This is a genomic window from Enterococcus sp. CWB-B31, from assembly GCF_020567645.1.
Lineage (GTDB): Bacteria > Bacillota > Bacilli > Lactobacillales > Enterococcaceae > Enterococcus_L.
In genome coordinates this window covers 1-22,512 of record NZ_JAJDJW010000021.1, presented here as the reverse complement: position 1 = coordinate 22,512, position 22,512 = coordinate 1, and the positions used below count along the sequence as shown (strand labels likewise).

13 protein-coding genes and 2 pseudogenes are annotated in these 22,512 nt (G+C 38.6%); 13 read left to right on the top strand and 2 right to left on the bottom strand.

Going from position 1 to position 22,512, the window contains the following annotated elements; genetic code table 11:
* Nucleotides 1–170: 170 nt before the first annotated feature.
* Nucleotides 171–2,120 carry a GW dipeptide domain-containing protein gene (locus tag LI954_RS14560; protein ID WP_229444810.1) on the bottom strand — a complete coding sequence of 650 codons (1,950 nt, stop codon included), beginning with the start codon at nucleotides 2,118–2,120 and terminating at the stop codon, nucleotides 171–173.
* Nucleotides 2,121–2,392: 272 nt separating this feature from the next.
* Here LI954_RS14560 and LI954_RS14555 point away from each other — a divergent pair, with 272 nt between their 5' ends.
* The 13 genes and pseudogenes from LI954_RS14555 to glmS all read left to right on the top strand — a co-directional run bounded on the left by LI954_RS14555 (nucleotide 2,393) and on the right by glmS (nucleotide 22,118).
* Nucleotides 2,393–3,256, top strand: a complete 864-nt coding sequence (locus tag LI954_RS14555) for a helix-turn-helix domain-containing protein (RefSeq protein WP_229444809.1) — start codon at nucleotides 2,393–2,395, stop codon at nucleotides 3,254–3,256.
* Between the two features lie 340 nt (nucleotides 3,257–3,596).
* Complete coding sequence (locus tag LI954_RS14550; protein ID WP_229444808.1) at nucleotides 3,597–4,154, top strand: hypothetical protein; 558 nt, start codon at nucleotides 3,597–3,599, stop codon at nucleotides 4,152–4,154.
* 522 nt (nucleotides 4,155–4,676) lie between these two features.
* On the top strand, nucleotides 4,677–6,740 hold the full coding sequence (locus tag LI954_RS14545) for a glycosyltransferase family 2 protein (protein ID WP_420705944.1): 2,064 nt from the start codon (nucleotides 4,677–4,679) through the stop codon (nucleotides 6,738–6,740).
* A gap of 193 nt (nucleotides 6,741–6,933) precedes the next feature.
* Nucleotides 6,934–7,851 (top strand): tRNA (adenosine(37)-N6)-dimethylallyltransferase MiaA, encoded by a 918-nt coding sequence (gene miaA, locus LI954_RS14540; RefSeq protein WP_229444807.1) that lies wholly within the window; start codon nucleotides 6,934–6,936, stop codon nucleotides 7,849–7,851.
* Between the two features lie 13 nt (nucleotides 7,852–7,864).
* Nucleotides 7,865–9,115, top strand: coding sequence for a GTPase HflX (gene hflX / locus LI954_RS14535; protein ID WP_229444806.1), 1,251 nt, complete (start codon nucleotides 7,865–7,867; stop codon nucleotides 9,113–9,115).
* A gap of 82 nt (nucleotides 9,116–9,197) precedes the next feature.
* Nucleotides 9,198–9,467 (top strand): annotated as a pseudogene (locus tag LI954_RS14530) (methionine gamma-lyase family protein); the annotation flags it as partial.
* Between the two features lie 242 nt (nucleotides 9,468–9,709).
* Nucleotides 9,710–10,093: a MerR family transcriptional regulator gene (locus LI954_RS14525; protein ID WP_202067561.1), complete on the top strand. Its 384-nt coding sequence runs from the start codon at nucleotides 9,710–9,712 to the stop codon at nucleotides 10,091–10,093.
* Nucleotides 10,094–10,128: 35 nt separating this feature from the next.
* Entirely contained in the window at nucleotides 10,129–11,469 is a 1,341-nt protein-coding gene (glnA, locus tag LI954_RS14520) for a type I glutamate--ammonia ligase (RefSeq protein ID WP_202067560.1), read from the top strand.
* Nucleotides 11,470–12,201: 732 nt separating this feature from the next.
* The gene (gene nifJ, locus LI954_RS14515; protein ID WP_229444805.1) at nucleotides 12,202–15,876 is read left to right on the top strand and encodes a pyruvate:ferredoxin (flavodoxin) oxidoreductase; all 3,675 of its coding nucleotides are present in this window, start codon (nucleotides 12,202–12,204) and stop codon (nucleotides 15,874–15,876) included.
* Nucleotides 15,877–16,313: 437 nt separating this feature from the next.
* Nucleotides 16,314–17,213, top strand: a complete 900-nt coding sequence (cdaA, locus tag LI954_RS14510) for a diadenylate cyclase CdaA (protein WP_202067558.1) — start codon at nucleotides 16,314–16,316, stop codon at nucleotides 17,211–17,213.
* Entirely contained in the window at nucleotides 17,210–18,310 is a 1,101-nt protein-coding gene (locus tag LI954_RS14505) for a YbbR-like domain-containing protein (RefSeq protein WP_202067557.1), read from the top strand. Before cdaA ends, LI954_RS14505 begins: the two co-directional genes overlap by 4 nt.
* 22 nt (nucleotides 18,311–18,332) lie before the next feature.
* Entirely contained in the window at nucleotides 18,333–19,691 is a 1,359-nt protein-coding gene (glmM, locus tag LI954_RS14500; RefSeq protein ID WP_229441802.1) for a phosphoglucosamine mutase, read from the top strand.
* 615 nt (nucleotides 19,692–20,306) lie between these two features.
* A complete protein-coding gene (gene glmS, locus LI954_RS14495; protein WP_202067555.1) occupies nucleotides 20,307–22,118 on the top strand; it encodes a glutamine--fructose-6-phosphate transaminase (isomerizing) in 1,812 nt (603 codons plus the stop codon).
* 202 nt (nucleotides 22,119–22,320) lie between these two features.
* Here the strand turns inward: glmS and LI954_RS14490 are convergent.
* A pseudogene (locus LI954_RS14490) lies at nucleotides 22,321–22,512 on the bottom strand (IS4 family transposase); the annotation flags it as partial.

The following is a 22,512-nucleotide window of genomic DNA, read 5'->3' as shown; positions in this document are numbered from 1 at the left end:
ATTTTAAAGGATTGTAGGGTGTCTTTCCCATATATTTTTACTAAAAAAGATGCCAGTGATTTCTCACCAACATCATAAAGATTGTTTCTGTTCATTTATATGCGTCTTTTTATTTCTCGCTTACTCTTATAGTGTCTTTTTTGCAAAGCATTTTACGAAAATCTTATTGCTCATTCATCTATTTTGAAATTACGATAGTCAGCCCAATAAGTTGTTCCATTAAGAGAGTACTGACAAACTATATTATTTGCAGAAGTTTTAACTCTCTTAATTACAGTAACTCTTTTACCAACATTGGAAGCCAAAGTTCCTAATTTTTTGTATCCTTTAGTATTATAAGGTACTGGTCCATATTCATTATAAATAGATGAAATGATTGTTGCATCTTTATTAATTGTTGTTTCTTCTGCCACTGTGTCTGCAAGTTTAAAATTACGTTTGTCAGCCCAGTAAGTAACTCCGTTTAGTTTAAACTCATACAAAATATTATTTCTTGCTGTAGTAACGATTTTTGAAATGGAAACCACTTTTCCAACATGATCTGTTAAATATCCTAATTTAGTATAACCAACGGTATTATAAGGTACATTTCCATATTCATGATAATCAGAGGCAATAATTTTAGCTTCATTGTCAATAAAAGTTGTTTGATTTATAGTATCTCTTATAGAGAAGTTGCGGTAATCTGACCAATATGAAGCTCCATTAATTGTAAATTTGTAATAGATATCACCTGATTGAGCTTTAACACGGCTGGAAATTAATACTTCTTTTCCTTTAAATTCTGTAGTGCTACCTAACTTTTTATATTCAAGTTTATTATAGGGGGTGTCGCCATATTCATCATATTGAGATGGTGATATAGTCGCATAGGTGTTATATGAGACATCTTCAATTATTTTATTAGTATCTTCAAAATTGCGATAATCTGCCCAATAAACTACTCCATTAAGTGTGAATTCATAAACAGTATTATTGGCAGAGGTGGTTACCATTTTAGTGATTTTTACTTTTTGACCTTCGTAATTAGTTAAATAACCCAATCGTTTGTAACCAGCTGTATTATAAGGCGTTGGTCCATATTCATTATAAGCAGACTTCACAATTTTCCATTGTCTGCCACTCGCAATTATCTGTTTGCTGATTATATCTCGTGGTTGAAAATTACGATAATCTGACCAGTATGTTTTCCCATCTATTTTGAACTGATAGTATATATCTCCATTTTTTGCAGTTACCTTTTTAGAAATAGTTGCTTCTTTTCCAGAAAAGACTTGAGTACTGCCTATTTTCCTGTACTCAAGGGAATTATATGCATTATCTCCGTATTCATCATACTGAGAAGGTTTTATTATGGCACTGAAATTCATGGTTTCTTCTTTAAGCGTAGCATTTATAGTAGCAAAATTACGATAGTCAGCCCAATATGTTTTTCCGTCAATAACAAACTGATATACTTTATTATTTGCGGAGGTTACAACAACTTGTTTTACTGCTACTTTTTTTCCAACCGAACCTGATAAAAAACCTAATTTTTTATAATTTTCAGTATTATAAGGTACATTTCCATACTCATTGTATGCTGAGGTTATGATGAGTGCATCTCTGCTGACATTATATTGTGTTTTTACAGTATCAAATGTTTTGGAAGGAACATCTTTGAAGTGGATATACCCGCTTACAGATCCTTTGCTAATCCATCGGGAATTATATTTTCCTGTAAAACCATAATTATATTCCTCAATTAATACTCTGTCTCCATCAACAGCAGCTACCCAGGCAACATGCATACTGCTCCACCAAGCAACAGAACCTCTTACAGGATTTATATCAACGGTATATCCTAATTTTCTTGCATTTGTTCCCCACACATCAGCGTTTCCAATAGCTCGTGGTATTTCAAATTTATTTGTTTTACTGAGCCGATTAGCTACAAAAGATGTACAATTTCTTGAATAATATCCCCATGTATCGATATACTGATTCATGGGAGCATTTTTCCAAACGGAAGGATAATCATCTCCTATCGCAGTGTCAGCAGCAGATACTTGTTGATTACTAAAGCTCACACTTCCTATGGTAATAGTAATAATTAATGCTATCCAAATTATTTTTTTCATTAATATTCCCCATTCTAATTATATTTTATTTGAAGATTTTAAAGAGGATACGTAATACACACTCTGTGCAAAAAACAAAGAAAGACCATAAAAATTTTTTCCATCACTTCTTTCAATATTTTATATTTTGTCCAATAATTAGTTAACCTCCAATGATCCAAATTGACATTTTCACTATACAATCCCTCCTTCTAATCTCCTTAGTAGTTATTATATAATAACTACTAAGGAGATTATTAAAATGTATACTAAAGTAAACTAGGAGGGTAATTATGAAACAATTGGGTACATTGTTAAAAAAAATCAGAGAGGATAAAGGACTAAGCCAACAAGATATTTGTGGCAAATTTATTTCCAGAGCTGCTCTTTCAAGAATTGAAAATAACAAATCGAATCCAAAATATAAAACACTTGAATATTTGCTGGAAAAACTTTCAATTTCGTTTGGTGAATTTGAATTTTTACAGCAAGGAAGAATATCCAAGAATGAAATAATCTCTCAATTCTGGAGGATTTCTGATAACACTCAAGTAAACAAACTAGAGAAAGTTATTGACTTTTGTAATTATTATTTAGTAGATATCTATGACAAATATGTTGAAGACATAAGAACAGTTTGTGAAATTTTAATCTCTTTACCTGATTTAGCCAATGAATCTCTGACAGAAATAGATAAGGAAAGAATTGTTCCTATTTGGGAGCGATTAAACCAAATGAACCAGTGGACACTTTCTGAATTAAGACTCGCAAGCAGTATACTTTTTTTCTACAGGGCAGAAATTGCTATTAATATTGCTGCTAGAATAGAACATGAAATAAAAAAATATGAGACTTATACAAATATAAAGCCTGTTATTCTTAGTGAATACATTAATCTAACTACTTTATATATGAATACTTCAAATCTGGAATTAGCTGCTCAATTAAATGATAAATCTCTTGAGTTATCAAAGCAGTTGAATCGATTTGATTATTATTATCTTTGTTATGTTCGCAAAGGTATTTTTGAAAATGATATTTCGAGAGTTAGTCATGGGAAAATAATGCTTAAAGAACTTGGTAAAGAAAACTATATTAAATTCTTAGATAACGAAATTCAAAAGAAAACTCAATTAAATGACATTTTCATCAAATAAATAAAAAAGTGGTAGGTTGATGTTATTGGACTGAAATTTATGATATGAAAAGTGGGGTGCATGTACGTACTGGTGTTACTCTACACTAAAATCTCTTGAAGAAAATATCAACTGGGTCTATGATATTTCAGGTTGGGCTGGTGAGGACGGCGAAGTACATGGCGATATTATTTTCTGGGCATTTCGACAGTCACTGGTTGAAGATGGCTATTATGAAAGTGCAGTAAAATCAAATGAGCTATTTGAAAAACTGTTCAAAGAGCTTGAAGAAGGGTTTGCGAACGGACAGTTAATCAAGAAAAAAGGACTGTTTATTTCAAAATCAGGTGACGGAAAGACCATGGAAGACATGCCGCTGATCTGGGAGTATTTCCAATATGGCTTTTACGCAACCAGCCAATATGGGAACTATGATTCGAGAATTGGAGTAATGAATGCTTCTGATGAAGAGCTGGCATGGTATGGGGAATTGATAAACACGAGATTTATTTATCCAGGTACTCCAGAAGATGCTGAAATCTTTACATCAGCAAAACCAGCCGTAAAAATATCAAACCACATTATTAAGGTTTATAGAGCTGTAAGTTTACCGCTTCTGTTTTTATCACTTATCGGCTATCTGGTTATCATCTGGCAAATGGTTAAGAATAAATTTAAAGAAGAGCACACAACGCTTTTTATTATTGTTACCGGCTTGTTTTTAAGCTTTATTATTTTATTGTTCGGTGTGGCATGGTTTTCAACCTGGGCAACCGATCGAAAAGAGCTGTTCATGACACTTTATACAGGGGGCGGAGTTCCGGTTATTCAAGTTTTTAAATTGCTGTGCCTGTATTCTTTAGGAGCTTTCGTAAAAGAAAAAGTAAAGAAAAAAGATATTTCTCCTGTAAACGAATAAACTTTCTTCTGCCTATTAATTCAGAAGGAAGCGATAGGAGCGATAGTAAAGCACCTGTGAATCCACCCGTAATCGGGTTCAGATCACAGGTGCTTTTGTGTAGAAGAAAAGAATTTACGCAAAAGAAAATCTTTGTAGATAAAGTTCTTTTGTTTAGCAGTGAAATTGATTTTTAAGGAACATCTTTTTTGGGCTGAAAGGAACAAACCATTTCTTCTCAAAGTATTCAATTGATGATAAAATAAATCAGTATGTTATTCCTTGAACTGGAAATCACAACAAAGCGACTGTTCATTTAAGTTCGGCGGATGCCTGTTTAGTCTGTTGGAAGACGAGCAGATAAGCACAATTTCGGCTTCGTTTGACATTTAAATGATTGAATTGGACTTTGCTCATAAAACACTGTAATCTATGAATAGAATAAACTTATAGAAAAGGAACGAATAAATGGCTAATGAACAAAAAATCCTCGTGAATATTGATAACATTTATAAAGACAAACAAAAAAAAGAGATAACAATTATGGGCTGGGCGATAGATATGCTCAGTAAAAAAAATCCGCAAATTGAAGTGAAAAAGACAGCAGAGATTGTTTCCAGCAAAATAGGACTGGCACCTAGAGGAGACGTAATAGGGATTTATGATCTTCCGCCCTATGTCTCTGTTGGTTTCAGTATTACTTTAACAGTGCAGTCTTTTAAAGGGGAGGCAGTTCTTCTTTTTTCAAACGCAGAAGAAACGGTCACTCAGACGATTGATTTGGAAAAGAACTATGCCAATCTTAAACAGTCTGTCAATAAAGACAAATGGAAGCAGTATTTCAGAAAAGTAAAAAAGGGTTTCGGCTATCTCAAAAGAAACGGTTTGTTGAATACGTATCGCAGAGTTCGAATTGAGCAGCAGAAAACGAATGATAAGTATTTGGAATGGATTGAGAAAAATGAACAGCCTTTACAGCAAACAGCTGAATTAAAGAATCAGGTTCTTATTTCAGTTGTCATGCCGGTATACAATGTGGAAGTTAGATGGCTGGACAAGTGCATACAGTCAATTAAAGATCAGACCTACACAAACTGGGAGCTATGCATAGCAGACGATGCTTCGACAAATAAAGAGCTGCTGGATGCTTTGGCTGCCTATGAAAAGTCAGACAGCAGAATCAAAGTTGTCTTTAGAAAAGAAAATGGTCATATTTGCAAAGCTACAAATTCAGCATTGGAAATTGCTGAGGGAGAATTTGTGGCACTGTTGGATAATGATGATGAGCTTGCTCCGAATGCATTATATGAGGTTGCTGCATTATTAAATGAGCATCCGGAATTAAACTTAATTTATACAGATGAAGATAAAATTGATGAATCCGGTACACGTTCTGATCCGGCATTTAAGCCTCAATGGTCTCCGGATCTGTTGATGGGAACGAACTACATTTCTCATTTAGGTGTTTACCGTCGTTCGATTATTGAAGAAATCGGCGGACTGCGTGAGGGCTTTGAAGGGGCTCAGGACTATGATCTGGTCTTACGATTTACTGAAAAAACAGCACCGGAAACTATTGCTCATATTCCAAAAGTACTCTATCATTGGCGAATGCTGGATACCTCTACTGCAGCGAATCAGGGCTCAAAAAACTATGCCTTCCTGGCTGGTCAGAAAGCACTGCAGGAAGCATTAAACAGAAGAGGGATTGCCGGATCTGTGGAATCTGGTGCAGCTAACGGACTGTATCGGGTAACTTATGATATTCCTGAAAAAGAAATGGTGTCAATCATTATTCCTACAAGAAATGGTTATAAGGATCTTAAAAGATGTGTAGATTCAATTGTTGAGAAAACAGAGTATCCCAATTTTGAAATTATTGTTGCAGATAATGGCAGTGATGAGGCACAGATGGAAGAGCTCTACAGTCATTATGAAACAATGCTTGGAGATCGTTTTACAAAACTGTCAATTGATATTCCGTTCAATTTTTCGAAAATCAATAATCTTGCGGCGAAAGAAGCAAAAGGAAAGTATCTCTTGTTTTTAAATAATGATACGAAAGTTATCAATATGAATTGGCTGACCAATATGGTTTCACTGGCACAGTTTGACCATGTGGGAACAGTTGGGGCAAAGCTCTATTATGAGAATAATACGATTCAGCATGCCGGTGTTATTGTCGGACTGGGCGGAGTTGCCGGACATGGGCATCATACATACCCTAAAGGGGATTTCGGCTACTTCGGAAAGCTGGTTGTAAATACAGATTATCTGGCAGTTACTGCAGCCTGTGTGATGATTAAAAAGACTGATTTTGACCAGCTGAACGGTTTCGATGAAGAGTTTGTTGTAGCGTATAACGATGTGGATTTATGTATCCGCGTTTACGACGAGCTGGGTAAATACAATGTGTTTGCAGCGGATACGGAACTTTATCACTATGAATCACAGTCCAGAGGCTATGAAGATACACCGGAAAAGCAAGAACGATTCCTGCAGGAAGCAGAACGATTCAGAAGAAGATGGCCGGACTATGTAGAAAATGATCCGTTTTATAACCCGAACTTAACAGTAAGCGGCGGAGATTTCACAGTACGCTTATAAGTGATGAAATTACATTGGGTTTGTGCAGAGAAATGGATGTTTAGAGACAGAAACTCTTGAACAAGATGCTAATTGTTGTGAAAGAACTTTTGACGAGTAATGACAGAAGTACAGTTTAATGCCGGGAGTATTTCTAGAATGAGTACTACCCGGTTCTTTTGAAGAATTGAGAAAAAAGAAAAGGACAGTAAAGATGAAGAAAGTACTGGCAATTACAGGACCGACAGCAGTTGGCAAGACAGCATTGAGCATATATTTGGCAGAAAAATTTAATGGTGAAATTGTCAGCGGAGATTCCATGCAGGTTTACCGTCAACTGGATATTGGAACAGCTAAAGTGACAGAGCAGGAAAAAAAGAATATTCCTCATTATTTGATTGACTGCCGTGAAATAACTGAAAGTTACTCTGCGGCTGATTTCCAGTGTGAAGGCAGGAAATACATAGAAGAGATTACTGCTAAGGGCAAACTACCGATTATTGTTGGCGGTACAGGCTTGTACATTCAGGCATTGCTGTATGATTTTCAATTGGGCGGACAAAACGAGCCGGAAACTTCTGCTATTCGTGAAAAATATGAAGAATATGCTGAGAAGAATAGCAATGAAGCTTTATGGCAGCTGCTGAAAGAGAAAGATTTGAAAGCGGCAGAGGTCATCCACTTCAATAACCGGAAAAAGGTCATCAGGGCGCTGGAAGTGTTTGAGACAACAGGTTACAGTATCACGTCACCGAAAGAAAAACCAAAGCCAGTATATGATTATTTTCTGATTGGCTTGGAAACGGAGAGGGAAATCCTTTATGCACGAATTAATCAGCGAGTGGAACTAATGATGGAACAAGGGCTTTTGAGGGAAGCAAAGCTGATGGCTCAAAACAGGTCTGTACAGGCTGCTCAGGGTATTGGCTATAAGGAATTTTTCCCGTATTTTGATCAGCAGCTTCAGCTAGAGGAAGCGGTTGATCAGGTAAAACAAAATTCACGAAGGTATGCGAAACGACAGCTGACATGGTTTAAAAATCGAATGACTGCTCATTGGATTGATCTGGTCATGCACCCAGAAAAATTACCTGATTTGGAACGATCCGTTGCCCAATGGCTCGATCAATAGAGAGGAAGAAACTATGGAGAATGGAAAAGAACGAGTGATTCTGGTTGGTGTAGAAACGGAAGCAAATACTCGTCAATTTGATTATTCAATGCAGGAATTAAAAAAACTAACAGAGACAGCACAAGGAGAAGTCGTTTTCTGTTTGACTCAAAAGCGTCCTCGAGTAGATCGGCAGACAGTTATCGGCAAGGGGAAATTAGAGGAGCTTATTAACTTTTCAGATGCCCATGAAGCAGATTTGGTGATTTTTAATCATGAGTTAACCCCCAGACAAAACCAGCAGCTTGCAGAGGCTCTTGGGATAAGAGTTATCGACAGAGTACAGCTGATTTTAGATATTTTTGCTCTTCGGGCACGCTCAAAAGAGGGAAAACTTCAAGTAGAGCTGGCTCAGTTGAATTATCTATTGCCGCGACTGGTAGGACAAGGTTTGCATTTGTCCCGGCTGGGCGGCGGGATCGGAACGAGAGGACCTGGAGAAACCAAATTGGAGTCCGATCGAAGGCATATTCGCAATAAAATTACCATTATCAAAAGAGAATTAAAAGAAGTTGCTGCACATAGAGAACGAAGCAGGCAGAAGCGGCAAAATGCTGACGTCTTCCAAATTGGGCTGGTAGGATATACGAATGCCGGAAAATCAACGATTATTAACATGTTGACAGCTGCGAAAACTTATTCAGAAGATCAGCTGTTTGCCACCTTGGACCCGTTGACTAAAAAATGGCAGATGCCTAATGGGATGGAGGTTACGATCACTGATACAGTTGGATTTATTCAGGATCTGCCTACACAGCTGATTGAAGCCTTTCAGTCTACACTGGAAGAAAGCAGAGAAATGGATCTCCTGCTTCACGTTGTTGACGCCAGTGCTCCCAATCGTCTTCAACATGAACAGACAGTGACAGGTCTGCTTGATGATCTTGATTTTGAAAATATTCCTGTACTAACCGTTTATAATAAGGCGGATTTGATTATGGAAGATGATTTTACCCCAACCCTGTTTCCAAGTGTGCTGATTTCCGCAAAGAACAGTCAGGATAAAGAAATGTTAATTGGCAGAATCAGAGAGAAGATGATGGAGCTGCTTATTCCTTATGAGCTGGAAATAGCTGTTGATCAGGGACAGCTGCTGAGCGAACTTAAACGGCATACGATTCTATTGTCAGAAGAATTTGCAGAAGAAGAGAATAGTTATAAGGTGCGCGGATTTGCGAAAAAAGATTCCAAATGGGTAAGGAGACAGGAAAATGAGTTGGACTGAAGGCTTTTATCCTGAATTGATCACTAAAATTGAAGAAGTTGATAAAAAAATAAATTCGCAGCTTAAACTGCTGTAGGAAAGATTGAAGGAAAAAGAGGCGATGATCAAGTTTTGTCAGGCGATTCAAAAGTTTTCTCCAGCTGATGCATTTGTCGTACCGATTCCGTCCTGCATGCCGAGCTATGAAGATGATGTTATCATGGCAACCGGAACGTTTATTCAGGGACCCAGTATGGAGTTGAGTGCAGATGCCCCCGTTCGTCCTCCGTGTTTAATTTATCTTCAAGGCGGACTGACTTATGAACACATAAAAATTGCTGTTTCACATGCTGTTAACGAAGTATTCTATTAGCATAAAAATGGTCTGGTTTTTTCAAACTTTTTAGTATATCGATGATTGGAAGGATATCTCCAGTCATCGTTTTTTCATATGTAGGGAAATCTTAATATTTTCAATGAAAAAGTAATTTTTTATCTTTGAGAAGTGGTCTAAAACCGAACGAAAAAACATTTATGTTAGAAAACCTAACATAAATGATTGACAAGTTAAAAAAGTGCTGTTATCCTAATAGCAACTAAGAGAGGGGGGTGGATATGAGAGAAAAGGAACTGAGAAGATCTATGTCAGTATTTCCAATTGGTACAGTTATGAAATTAACAGATCTGTCTGCGCGTCAGATTCGTTATTATGAAGAACAGGATTTGATACATCCGGAAAGAAGTGAAGGAAATCGTCGGATGTATTCATTGAATGACATTGATACCCTGCTAGAAATAAAAGATTATTTATCTGATGGACTGAACATGGCTGGTATTAAACGAGTGTATACAATGAAACTGGAAGAGCAGAAGAACGGCACGGATACCAGTAAGCCTTTGACTGACGAAGATGTCCGGAAAATTCTGTATGATGAGATTCTTTCTCAAGGAGGACTTACTCAACAGAATCCATTCCAATCGCAAGGACCGAAACTATAACTTTAAGAAAAAGATGAGGGGCGTGAAGGGAATTTATGGTTAAAAAAGAGAACAGTGTAGAAGATATCAAGCGGATGGTTGAAGAGGAAAACGTTCGTTTCCTGAGATTGATGTTTACAGATATCATGGGAACAATCAAGAATGTAGAAGTGCCGGTCAGTCAGCTTGATAAAGTATTGAGCAACAAAATGATGTTTGACGGTTCCTCTATTGAAGGATTTGTAAGAATTGAAGAAAGCGACATGAATTTATATCCGGATCTATCTACATGGATGGTTTTTCCTTGGGAAAGTGCCCATGGAAAAGTGGCTCGTTTAATTTGTGATATCTATAATCCTGACGGAACGCCATTTGCCGGAGATCCGCGCGGGAATTTAAAGCGAGCGTTGAAAGACATGCGGGAATTGGGTTTCACTTCGTTTAACTTAGGACCTGAGCCGGAATTTTTCCTGTTCAAATTAGATGAAGATGGTGAAATTACGACAGATTTAAATGACAGAGGCGGATACTTCGATTTTGCTCCAACGGATTTGGGCGAAAACTGTCGTCGTGATATTGTTTTGGAACTTGAAAGCTTAGGCTTTGAAGTGGAAGCCTCTCATCATGAAGTAGCTCCAGGGCAGCATGAAATTGATTTCAAATATGCAGATGTGGTTGAAGCCTGCGACAATATCCAGACATTTAAATTAGTAGTAAAGACGATTGCAAGAAAGCATGGACTGCACGCTACCTTTATGCCAAAACCTTTATTTGGAATTAATGGTTCTGGAATGCACTGCAACATGTCATTATTCAGTGAAGAGGGAAATGCATTCTTTGATAAAGAAGGACCGATGCAATTAAGTCAGACTGCCTATTACTTCTTGGGCGGCTTGTTAAAACATGCACGTGCCTATACAGCTGTCTGCAATCCAACTGTGAATTCTTATAAACGCCTAGTTCCCGGATATGAAGCACCTGTTTATGTAGCATGGAGTGGAAGAAACCGTTCTCCTCTGGTACGGGTACCTGAATCAAGAGGGATGTCAACTCGTCTAGAGCTTCGTTCAGTGGATCCTTCGGCGAACCCTTATTTAACAATGGCTGTACTGCTTCAGGCTGGTTTAGATGGAATCAAAAATGAAATTATACCGCCGGCTGCAGTGGACAGAAATATTTATATTATGAATGAAGAAGAACGCAGAGAAGCACAAATTGAAGATCTGCCCTCTACTATTCACAATGCGATTAAAGAACTTCGGAAAGACGATGTAATGATTGATGCATTGGGACAGCATATTTATGCAAACTTTGTTGAGGCAAAACGAATGGAATGGGCAGCATTCCGTCAGACAGTTTCTGAATGGGAAAGAGAACAATATTTGGAACTGTATTAGAATAGAAAAATGCAGGAAACACTGATTGCTGAAAACGTAATCAGTGTTTCTTTGTAATTTTGAAAACTGCGTTTTTGACGGGACAAACTTTCAAGGGCTGATACGTCAGTAAGTACATTTGTTAGCAGCTATTCAAATGAAGAATAAATAGAAAGCTGTATCTTGGCAAAGTATATCAAATTTCTTGAAAAAGACTCGTAACTGTTTTCATAAATAAACTAGTCTCTTTGCATTTTTTACTACAAAGAGAACTAGTGCTTCGACACTGTTATAAATCATAATAAAGATAGTTTATAAAAGATGTTCAAAGATAGAAAATTTTAACTTGTATGCTTCAATGACAAGAACGAGCAGCTACAAAAATTGAAGTTTCTCCCGTGCTGGCTGCACATTTCTTGGATTAGAAATTTCTCTTAATTTTAACTTAGTTAACAGAATAGTTTCAAGTCTTTCCTGTTTACATGCATTAGAATAACTCAGTACGATTACTGCAATGAGACTATAATTGTGCTGAGTTTATTTTTTATTTCGTGTGTTTTTTCACTGATTACAGAAACTATATTCAGTAAAATCGTCATTTTTCAATTGAAATATAGATTCTTTTGAATGATATTTTATGAAATGTTTGTGAAAAATTTCTATAAATTGTTTCAAAATAATACTGTATCCGTTATAATAGATACGTATAAATAGTTAAAAAATTTACTTTTTCGACAGAAGGATGATATAAACATGAGGAAAATGAAAACAATGGATGGAAATACTGCAGCTGCTTATATTTCCTATGCCTTTACAGAGCTGGCAGCAATTTATCCAATCACACCAAGCTCAACAATGGCTGAGCTGGTGGATCAATGGGCTTCAGAGGGAAAAAAGAACTTATTTGGTCAACCAGTAAAAATTGTGGAAATGCAGTCAGAAGCAGGTGCTGCAGGAGTTGTTCATGGTTCACTAAAAACAGGAGCGATGACGACCACTTACACAGCATCACAGGGATTATTATTGATGATTCCAAATATGTATAAAATTGCCGGAGAACTTCTGCCGACAGTCTTTCATGTGGCCAGCAGAGCGGTGACAACCGGAGCTTTGAATATCTTTGGAGACCACGGGGATGTGATGGCAGCCCGACAGACTGGTTTTGCAATGCTGGCGGAAAGCAGTGTTCAGGAAGTGATGGATCTTTCTCCTGTTGCCCATCTGGCATCTCTTGAATCCAAAGTTCCGTTTATGAATTTTTTTGACGGATTCAGGACAAGTCACGAAATTCAGAAAATAGAAGTATTGGAATATGATGAACTGCTTCCCTTGATGAACCAGGATGCGTTGGCTGATTTTAGAAGCCGAAGCATGAATCCAAATCATCCTTCAGTCAGCGGAACCAATCAGAACCCAGATATACATTTCCAGCAGCGTGAGGTAGTAAATCCATATTATGAGAAGCTTCCTGCTATTGTACAGAAATACATGAGAGAAATTAATCAGCTTCGGGGAACAAATTATGATCTGGTTACCTATTATGGTGCTGAAGATGCGGAAGAAGTTATTGTTTCTATCGGTTCTGTGGCTCAGACAATTGAGCAGACCGTTGATTTTCTAAATAAAAACGGCAGAAAAGTCGGCTTTTTAAATATACGTTTATATCGCCCGTTTCCTATTGAAACATTTTTGGAAAAAATGCCGAAAACAGTAAAATCTGTCGCTGTTCTTGACCGTACGAAAGAAGCAGGAGCAGGCGGCGAACCTTTACTTCTGGATGTGCAGAGCGTTTTATATGAATCGGATATCCATCCTTCAATTATTGGAGGACGTTACGGACTTGGATCAAAGGATGTACTGCCGGACCAGATTATGGCAGTTTATGATGAGCTTGTAAAGGAAAAGCTAGAAAGAAAATCCCGCTTTACGCTGGGAATCAACGATGATGTGACTGGAACATCACTATCTTCTAAAGGAGTCTGCGATTTAACGGATGCTCAGACTTATCAGGCAAAGTTCTGGGGATTCGGCTCAGACGGTACAGTTGGAGCAAACAAGTCTGCAATAAAACTTATTGGAGACCATACCGATAAATATGCTCAAGGCTATTTTCATTATGATTCCAAAAAATCAGGCGGTTTGACTGTTTCACATTTACGTTTTGGCGATATACCCATAAAATCGGCTTATTTAATTGAGAATGCAGATTTTATTGCTTGTCATACTGCAGCATATCTGCATACGTATGATCTGGTAAAAGGGTTGAAAAAAGGTGGAACTTTCCTTCTCAATACAATTTGGAATGATGAGCAGCTTGACCGATATCTGCCGGCAGGCATCAAACGTTACCTTGCACAAAATGACATTCAGTTTTATACCATTAATGCAGTTCAGCTGGCTTCAGAAGTTGGTTTGGGCGGAAGAATCAATACGGTTATGGAAACTGCATTTTTCAAACTTGCAAACATTATGCCGTTTGAAGAAGTTCTGCCTATTTTAAAAGAAGAAGCATTAAAAAGCTATGGGCATAAATCAATGGCAGTTGTTGAGAAAAATATACAGGCAATTGATCGAACGGTTGAATTGCTTCACAAGGTTGAAGTACCGGCTGCCTGGAAAGAAGTCCAGGCTAAAACGACAGCGGCAGACAGAAGTGTTTCAAAATATGTCCGGGAAATTGTTGAACCAGTTAATCGTCAAGAAGGAAATGAGCTGTCTGTCGGAACCTTAGTGGCAAATGGAATGGTAGACGGACGGATGCCGCTTGGTACAACTGCTGTTGAAAAACGTGGTATTGCATTGGAGGTTCCTGAGTGGATCAGCGATCGTTGTACGATGTGCAATGAGTGTTCATTTGTCTGTCCTCATGCAGCGATTCGACCATTTCTTGCAGATGAGGAAGAGATGGAAGAGGCACCGGAAGGATACATTGTCAGAGAAATGCGTGGTGCAGATGGTCTGAAATATCGCATTCAGGTTTCTGTAGAAGATTGCACAGGCTGCGGACTCTGTGTTGAAGCCTGTCCTGCTAAAGGAAAAGCACTTGTGATGAAGCCTTACAACGAACAGAAAGAACAGGCAATAAATTGGGCTTTTTCTATGACGTTGAGACAAAAAGAAAACCCTGCGAAAGCAACTACCGTTTTAGGTACACAGTTTAGTAAACCGTTGCTGGAATTTTCCGGTGCCTGCTCTGGCTGTGGTGAAACTCCTTACGTGAAATTATTGACACAAATGTTTGGTGATCGAATGATGATTGCCAACGCAACTGGCTGTTCATCTATCTGGGGGGCAGCGGCACCGGTTGCACCTTATACAACGAATGAGCTGGGGCAGGGACCTGCCTGGTCAAACTCCCTATTAGAAGATAATGCCGAATTTGGCTATGGAATGTTCTTGGCCAATCAGACACGAAGAGAATATTTGGCAGTTAAAATGGATGAGAGTATGTCAGTAGCTTCAGATGAATTGAAGAGTTTGATGACAGATTGGCAAAATCATCTTCATGACAGTGAAGGGACTCAGCAAAGAGCTGCTAAATTAAGGGCAGCTCTGGAAGCAGAAAAAATGGGTCAGCCGCTTTTAGAAGCCGTTTATGAGGATCAGGATCTCTTTGCAAAACCAAGTCAGTGGATGATCGGTGGGGATGGCTGGGCTTATGATATAGGATATGGAGGAATTGATCATGTGCTGGCCAGCGGTGCAGATGTTAATATGCTGGTGCTGGATAATGAAGTATATTCCAATACAGGCGGCCAGACCTCGAAAGCAACACCGGCATCTGCAATCGCAAAATTTTCTGCCAGCGGAAAATATGTATCTAAAAAGGATTTAGGGATGATGGCAATGACTTACGGCAATGTCTATGTTGCTCAAATCGCATCAGGTGCCAATCAAATGCAGACGATTAAAGCATTTGAAGAGGCAGAGAAATTCCCGGGACCGTCTATTATCATTGCTTATACACCTTGTATTGCTCATGGCTTGAAGGGCGGAATGAGCCAGACGTTGGAGGAAGCAAAGGAAGCTGTACAGTCAGGCTACTGGTCGCTTTACCGCTATAATCCTGAGTTGAAAGAAAAGGGAAAAAGTCCAATGATCCTGGACTATAAAAAACCTGATTTTAATGTTATGAAGGATTTCATGCGTAAACAAGTCAGATTCTCATCACTAGAGGCAACACAAGCTGAATACGCCGGGAAATTATTTGACAAAACTGTTTCAGATGCGAAAAATCGTTTTTACAGCTATGCTCGAGTAGCGGGACAGGAAGAAAAAATTCGGGAAAAACTGGAAAAAAATACAATATCTGCAGCAGATTTAACTGAGGAGAAGCCTGTTCGAGAAAAACGGGAACGAGTGAAAGATTCTGAAGCTGAAGCACGCAGAGCTGCAAGAAGAGCGGAGAGAGCTGCTAAAAGACAGTAAGAGGAAAGTTAGTACTTTTTGATAGCTGTTAAGGTGAGGTTGAGAAAGAAGTGTTCTGTCTCAAGAACCAGGTAGGTAACATGCATCATCTACTCTGACAAGTCAATCGTAGTGATTTATGTCAATAAGTCGGAATATCCGAAAATTGTCAAGGAGCACTATTCATAAAATGAATAGCTGTGGATTGATACACTACGCTGCGCTTCGATCCTCGAAGGATGGATGGGCTTTAGAACACCGTTTATTCGGCTCTAGGGGACTGTGACAAACTTTTGTCACAGTCCCATCTTTCTTCATATATCAGTTGTTACGAGGAATAATTGGAAAAGATTATGACCATTTTTCTAAAAGTTTCTTTCAATTTCCTGTATTCTGTAATCTATAAAAAATTTATGCTATACTAAAATGGAATTCCTCAGAGAGAAGTGATAAAAGATATGTCGTCTTTTCAAATCAGTCAGTTATTTGATTTAAGCTATTGGGAAAAATTTGTTCCTTCTGATTTGTTATCCCGCAATTTTATTATAAATATTATAGATATTCTGGTTGTCTGGTACCTGGTTTATAAGCTGTTTATGCTTATAAAAGGAACAAAGGCGGTTCAACTCCTTAAAGGTGTGGCAGTCTTTATCCTCATCCGAATACTCAGTGAGTTTATTGGTCTGCACACATTATCCTGGCTGATGAATCAGGTTATTATGTATGGAGTAATTGCAGCTGTTGTAATCTTTCAGCCGGAAGTGCGCCGCGGATTGGAGCATTTGGGAAGGAGCTCATTTTTCAGAGCCTCCAAAAATGAAGAGCAGGAAGATGAGAAAATGATTTTGGCATATGATAAAGCCATCCAGTATATGGCCAGACGGAAGATTGGTGCGCTGATAACTATTGCCAGAAATACAGGTTTGGAGGAATATATTGAAACAGGAATTTCTTTGGATGCGGATGTAACCGGCGAACTGTTGATAAATATTTTTATTCCGAATACACCTTTGCACGATGGGGCAGTGATTGTTCAAGATGGAAAAATTGCGTGTGCCAGTGCCTATTTGCCTTTATCTGAAAGCAGTTTGATTCCAAAAGAATTTGGAACAAGGCACAGAGCTGCTGTAGGAATCAGTGAAGTCAGCGATGCATTGACAATTGTCGTGTCAGAGGAAACTGGCGATGTCAGTCTAACTTTAAATAATGAATTAATTCCACGCCTGAATCAGGAAGAATATTTAAAAATACTTAGAGAAGAACTGGTTCAGACAAAAGAGCCTAAAAATGACAAGGACCGAAACAACCTTTTACAGCACTTTATTGATGGTGTGGCTAAAGGAGGGAAAAAGAAATGAAAAAAGCCTACGAAAGCAACTGGTTTTCTGGTCTGCTGGCTTTATTATTTGCTTTACTGCTCTTCTTTAATGCGAACTCAAACAGCAGCTCAACCAATACTGCAACTAATAATCAAGTGTATGATGAGGTGCTTTATAATATTCCGGTCAAGCTTGAATATGATGAAGACACGTATTTTGTTTCAGGGTATGAAGACAGTGTAACGGTTCATTTAAGCAGTGCAAACCGAATACAGTTGAATCTTGAAACGAATGAAGATACAAGAAATTTTCGGGTAGAGGCTGATTTGACAAATCTTTCACTGGGAACAGCCGAAGTTCCGTTAAGAGTAACAGGAATCAGCTCGGCAGTTACGGCTGAACTTGATCCGGCTACGATTACAGTAACGATAGAAAACAAAGTGACAAAAGCTTTTGATGTAGAAGCTCAAATACCTGAAAGCTTTAATACTGAAGGATACAAAGTTGATTCGATTTCAATCAGTCCCAAAACTGTAGACATTACAACCGGCGAGGATACTATGGCGGAAATTGTAAGAGTAGTTGCGCCTTTGACCAGTGTCACTCAATCGGCAGACACGATCAGACAGACAGTAAACGTACAGGCTCTTGACAGTAAAGGTCAGATATTAAGCATTGAAAATCCAGCACCGCAGGTCAAAGTGTCTGTTAAGCTGTCGCTGCCTAAAAAAGAAGTAGCGCTGAAAATTGTCAGTACCGGATCTTTACCATCAGATATAACAGGGTACACATTTAATACATCCGAGCAGGTGGTGGAAATCAGTGGATCAAATTCAGTCTTGGAGTCGATTGATTCTATAGAGGTACCTGTTGATATCAGTGATATTCGAACTTCTATACGAAAGACAGTGAATATTCCTGTTAATGGCGACTATACGGTGAATCCGTCTCAAATAGAAGTCACGATTATACCAATTTATGCTGGGTTCGGTACCAGCGACTCTATCAGCAGTTCAACGCCTCGTGGAACTGACGGTAATGGAACAGCAGACAGCAGCAACACGGTTGTGTCATCTGCTGAATCATCAGAAAACAATCAGGGATCGACAGAAGAAAGTACAGATTCGACAAACTAATTAGTGAGTAAGGAGAATAATGATGGGCAAATATTTTGGAACAGATGGAGTTAGGGGAATTGCAAATAAAGAATTAACTCCTGAATTGGCATTTAAATTGGGACGCTGCGGGGGCTATATTTTAAGTCAGCATGAAGAAGACAGTTCACGCAAACCCAGAGTTCTGGTGGGAAGAGATACTCGCATTTCAGGACAAATGCTGGAGCAGGCAATTATTGCCGGATTGCTGTCTGTTGGGATTGAAGTATTTCAGCTGGGAGTCATTGCTACTCCGGGAGTCGCCTACCTGACTCGTTTGCAGAAAGCTTCAGCAGGAGTCATGATTTCTGCTTCTCATAATCCTGCTGAAGATAATGGCATTAAGTTCTTTGGTTCTGACGGTTTTAAGCTGGATGATGAACAGGAGCTGGAAATTGAAGCATTACTTGACAGTGAAGAAGATACGCTGCCTAGACCTTCTGCTGCAGGACTGGGAACGGTAGAAGATTTTCCGGAAGGGCTGTTAAAATATTCTCAGTTCCTTGTACAGACGATTCCTGGGGATCTGTCAGATTTAACTGTTTGTATTGATGCGTCTAATGGGGCGACGACTACATCTGTCAACCGACTGTTTGCGGATCTGGAAACAGACTTCTTTACGATGGGTACTAGTCCGAATGGCTTAAATATCAATGATGGCGTAGGCTCAACACATCCTGAAAAACTGGCTGAATTTGTTCTTGAAAAAGGGGCAGATGTGGGTCTGGCGTTTGATGGTGATGGAGATCGGCTGATTGCGGTTGATGAATTGGGAAATATAGTTGACGGAGATAAAATTATGTTTATCTGTGCAAAATATTTGTTCGAGAAAAAACGGCTGAAAAAGAATACGATTGTGACGACAGTTATGAGTAACTTAGGCTTTCGTAAAGCAGTTGAAGCAAATGGACTGCTGGATGTGATCACACAGGTAGGAGACCGTTATGTTGTAGAAGAAATGAGAAGAAATGACTATAATTTTGGCGGTGAGCAGTCCGGACATATGGTTTTTCTTGATTATAATACAACAGGTGACGGGATGTTATCTGGTATTCAGCTGCTAAATGTGATGAAGCAAACAGGTAAAACATTATCCGAGCTGGCATCTGAAGTAACTGTTTATCCTCAAAAACTGGTGAATATTCGCGTAATGAATAAAAACAATGCCATGGATGTACCAGCTATCAAAGAAATTGTAGAAAAAATGGAAGCAGAAATGAATGGCGATGGCAGAATTTTGGTTCGACCTTCCGGAACAGAGCCGTTACTTCGAGTGATGGCAGAGGCGCCGACAAAAGAAAAAGTCGACTACTATGTAGATACGATTGTTCGGGTTGTTGAAGATGAGATCGGTATCAAATAAATAAGAAACTAACGAAACGGATTTCTTTCTAAAGAGCTTATTGTCAAATGATAGTGGTGAGGGGAAAGAAATTCTTGATGAAGACTATAGCTATTTTCTAACAGAAGCAATCTGTATTCTTTTATTGCACTCAGAAACACCAATGAAATGAACCCTTTTTGGGGCATTCCATTGGTGTTTTAGTATGGACTGAGGTTACTTCTTTTTGTATATACCAATTTATTTTTTTAATTCTTTCGTTGACAACCGTATGTGTTTTATTATAATATTTAATAAGTTTCTATAGATATTAAAGTTAAGGGGGATTGTGTATACCAATTTAGGGGAGCGCCAGACCTGAATGACTATTTTCAGGTGACGAGGGTGAAGCTTATCGAAGATTCGGCGGGTAGCTTCAGGGACTGCACTCTACAAGTCAGAACAAAAAATAATTGTGAAATTATAATAAAACACTGACTAAGCAGATAGAAACAGATGTTGAATAGATGAGTGAATGAATTTGTATTATTTTAAATAAATGGAAAGTACAGAAAGCCCTCTCTATTCTTTGAATCTTAATAACTGGCGGGAAGGATGACCTAATCCCGACCTCGTGAGAAAGCAGGAAAAGATATTATGTGTGGAATTGTTGGAATTATAGGCAAAGAAAATGCTGCAGATATTTTATTACAAGGATTGGAAAAACTTGAGTATAGAGGCTACGACTCAGCCGGTATTTATGTAACAGATAAATCTGGAAAAGATTGCCTGGTTAAATCCCAGGGAAGAATTGCGGATCTGCAAAGTAAGATAAAAGAAGAACTGTCCGGAAATATCGGGATAGGGCATACCCGATGGGCAACGCATGGCAAACCAAGTGAACGGAATGCCCATCCGCATACTTCAGAAAATGGTCGTTTCACATTGGTTCATAATGGAGTAATCGAAAATTTTGAAGAAATAAAACAGGAATTTCTTCAAAACAGCAGATTAATCGGAGAGACAGATACAGAGATAGTTGTTCATTTGATTAATTATTTTGCCGATCAGTCAGGTGATACAAAGGAAGCATTTAAACAGACCTTGAAAGTAATTAAAGGTTCATATGCTTTTGCATTAATTGACAATCATAACCCGGAAGTTATCTATGTAGCAAAAAATAAAAGTCCGTTGCTGATTGGACTTGGAGATGGCTTCAATGTGATTTGCAGTGATGCAATGGCTATGCTTCAGGAAACGAATCATTTTGTGGAAATTGCCGACGGCGAGCTGGTAGTCGTTAAGACTGACAGCATTCAGATTGAAGATGAAAAAGGAAACATGGTTTTTCGCGAATCTTATGAAGCCCAGCTGGATTTGAATGATTTGGAAAAAGGAACTTATCCTTATTATATGCTGAAAGAAATTGATGAACAGCCAAGTGTTATGCGTCGAATCGTTGATTGTTATACAGACAATGAAGGAAATCATCTGGTTGATCAGAAAATCATTCAGCAGGTTCTTGAAAGTGATCGGATTTACATTGTTGCCTGCGGGACAAGCTATCATGCAGGTTGGGCCGGTAAAAAGATTTTTGAAGAGCTAACCGGCATACCGGTGGAAGTTCATCTTTCCAGCGAATTTGGCTACAACATGCCTTTGATTTCTCAAAATCCGCTGTTTATTTTTTTGAGTCAAAGCGGAGAAACGGCTGACAGTCGTCAAGTCTTGGTACAGATTAATCAAATGGGATATTCTTCATTAACACTGACAAATGTACCCGGCTCCACATTGTCCAGAGAAGCAAAACATACGATGCTGCTGTATGCAGGGCCGGAAATTGCTGTTGCCTCAACAAAAGCCTATACTGCTCAAATTGCAGTACTGACAATGCTTGCTGCAGCTGTCGGCAGAGAAAAGGGAAATTCAGCAGCACTTGGATTTGATGTGGTCCATGAGGTGAGTCTTGCTGCAGCTGCGATGGAAGCAATTGTTGATGAAAAAATGATGATTAGCCAACTTGTTGAAACATTTCTAAATGATACACGAAACACTTTTTATATTGGCAGAGGAATGGATTATTTTGTTTCGATGGAGGCAGCATTGAAGCTGAAGGAGATTTCCTATATTCAGGCAGAGGGATTTGCTGCCGGGGAATTGAAGCATGGGACGATTGCACTGATTGAAGAGGAAACCCCGGTTATCGGGATTATTACTGATCAGAAGACGGCGTCCCTTACTAGAGGGAATCTAAAAGAAGTAGAGAGCCGAGGAGCTCAGACAGTGACAATTGTCACTGAGTCACTGGCGAAGGGAACAGATCAGCTGGTCATACCTGAGATTCATCCATTGCTGACAGTACTGGTCAGTGTTGTTCCAACACAGCTGATTGCTTACTTTGCAACCCTTCAAAGAGGGTATGATGTTGATAAACCAAGAAATTTGGCGAAAAGTGTTACGGTAGAATAAATGGGCAGCAGATATCTGTAAAAGCCTGAAATGAAAAACATACTAAGATTGAGGTTGCGACAGAAGTGTTCTACCTCAAGAACCAAGTAGGTAACATGCACATAGCCATCAAGCTAAGAAATAAATGTAGAAAGTCACTTTGTCTAATGATTATCTGTCAAAAAAAGACCGCACGAATCTAAAGAAGGACAAACACGCTGTTTTATTCTAATGAAATAGCTACCAAAATATCAAGACTGGTCTTTTTGCCCTTGCGTCGTGACTTCTTCCCGTTCTGCTCTAAGAAACGAAAGATTTCGCCCAGAAGATTACGTAAAAGAATGCCATCTGCCTGTATCGCTGGAAATAAATCAGGTAAAAAAGGAACCAATACAGACATAGCCTTCTGCTCACT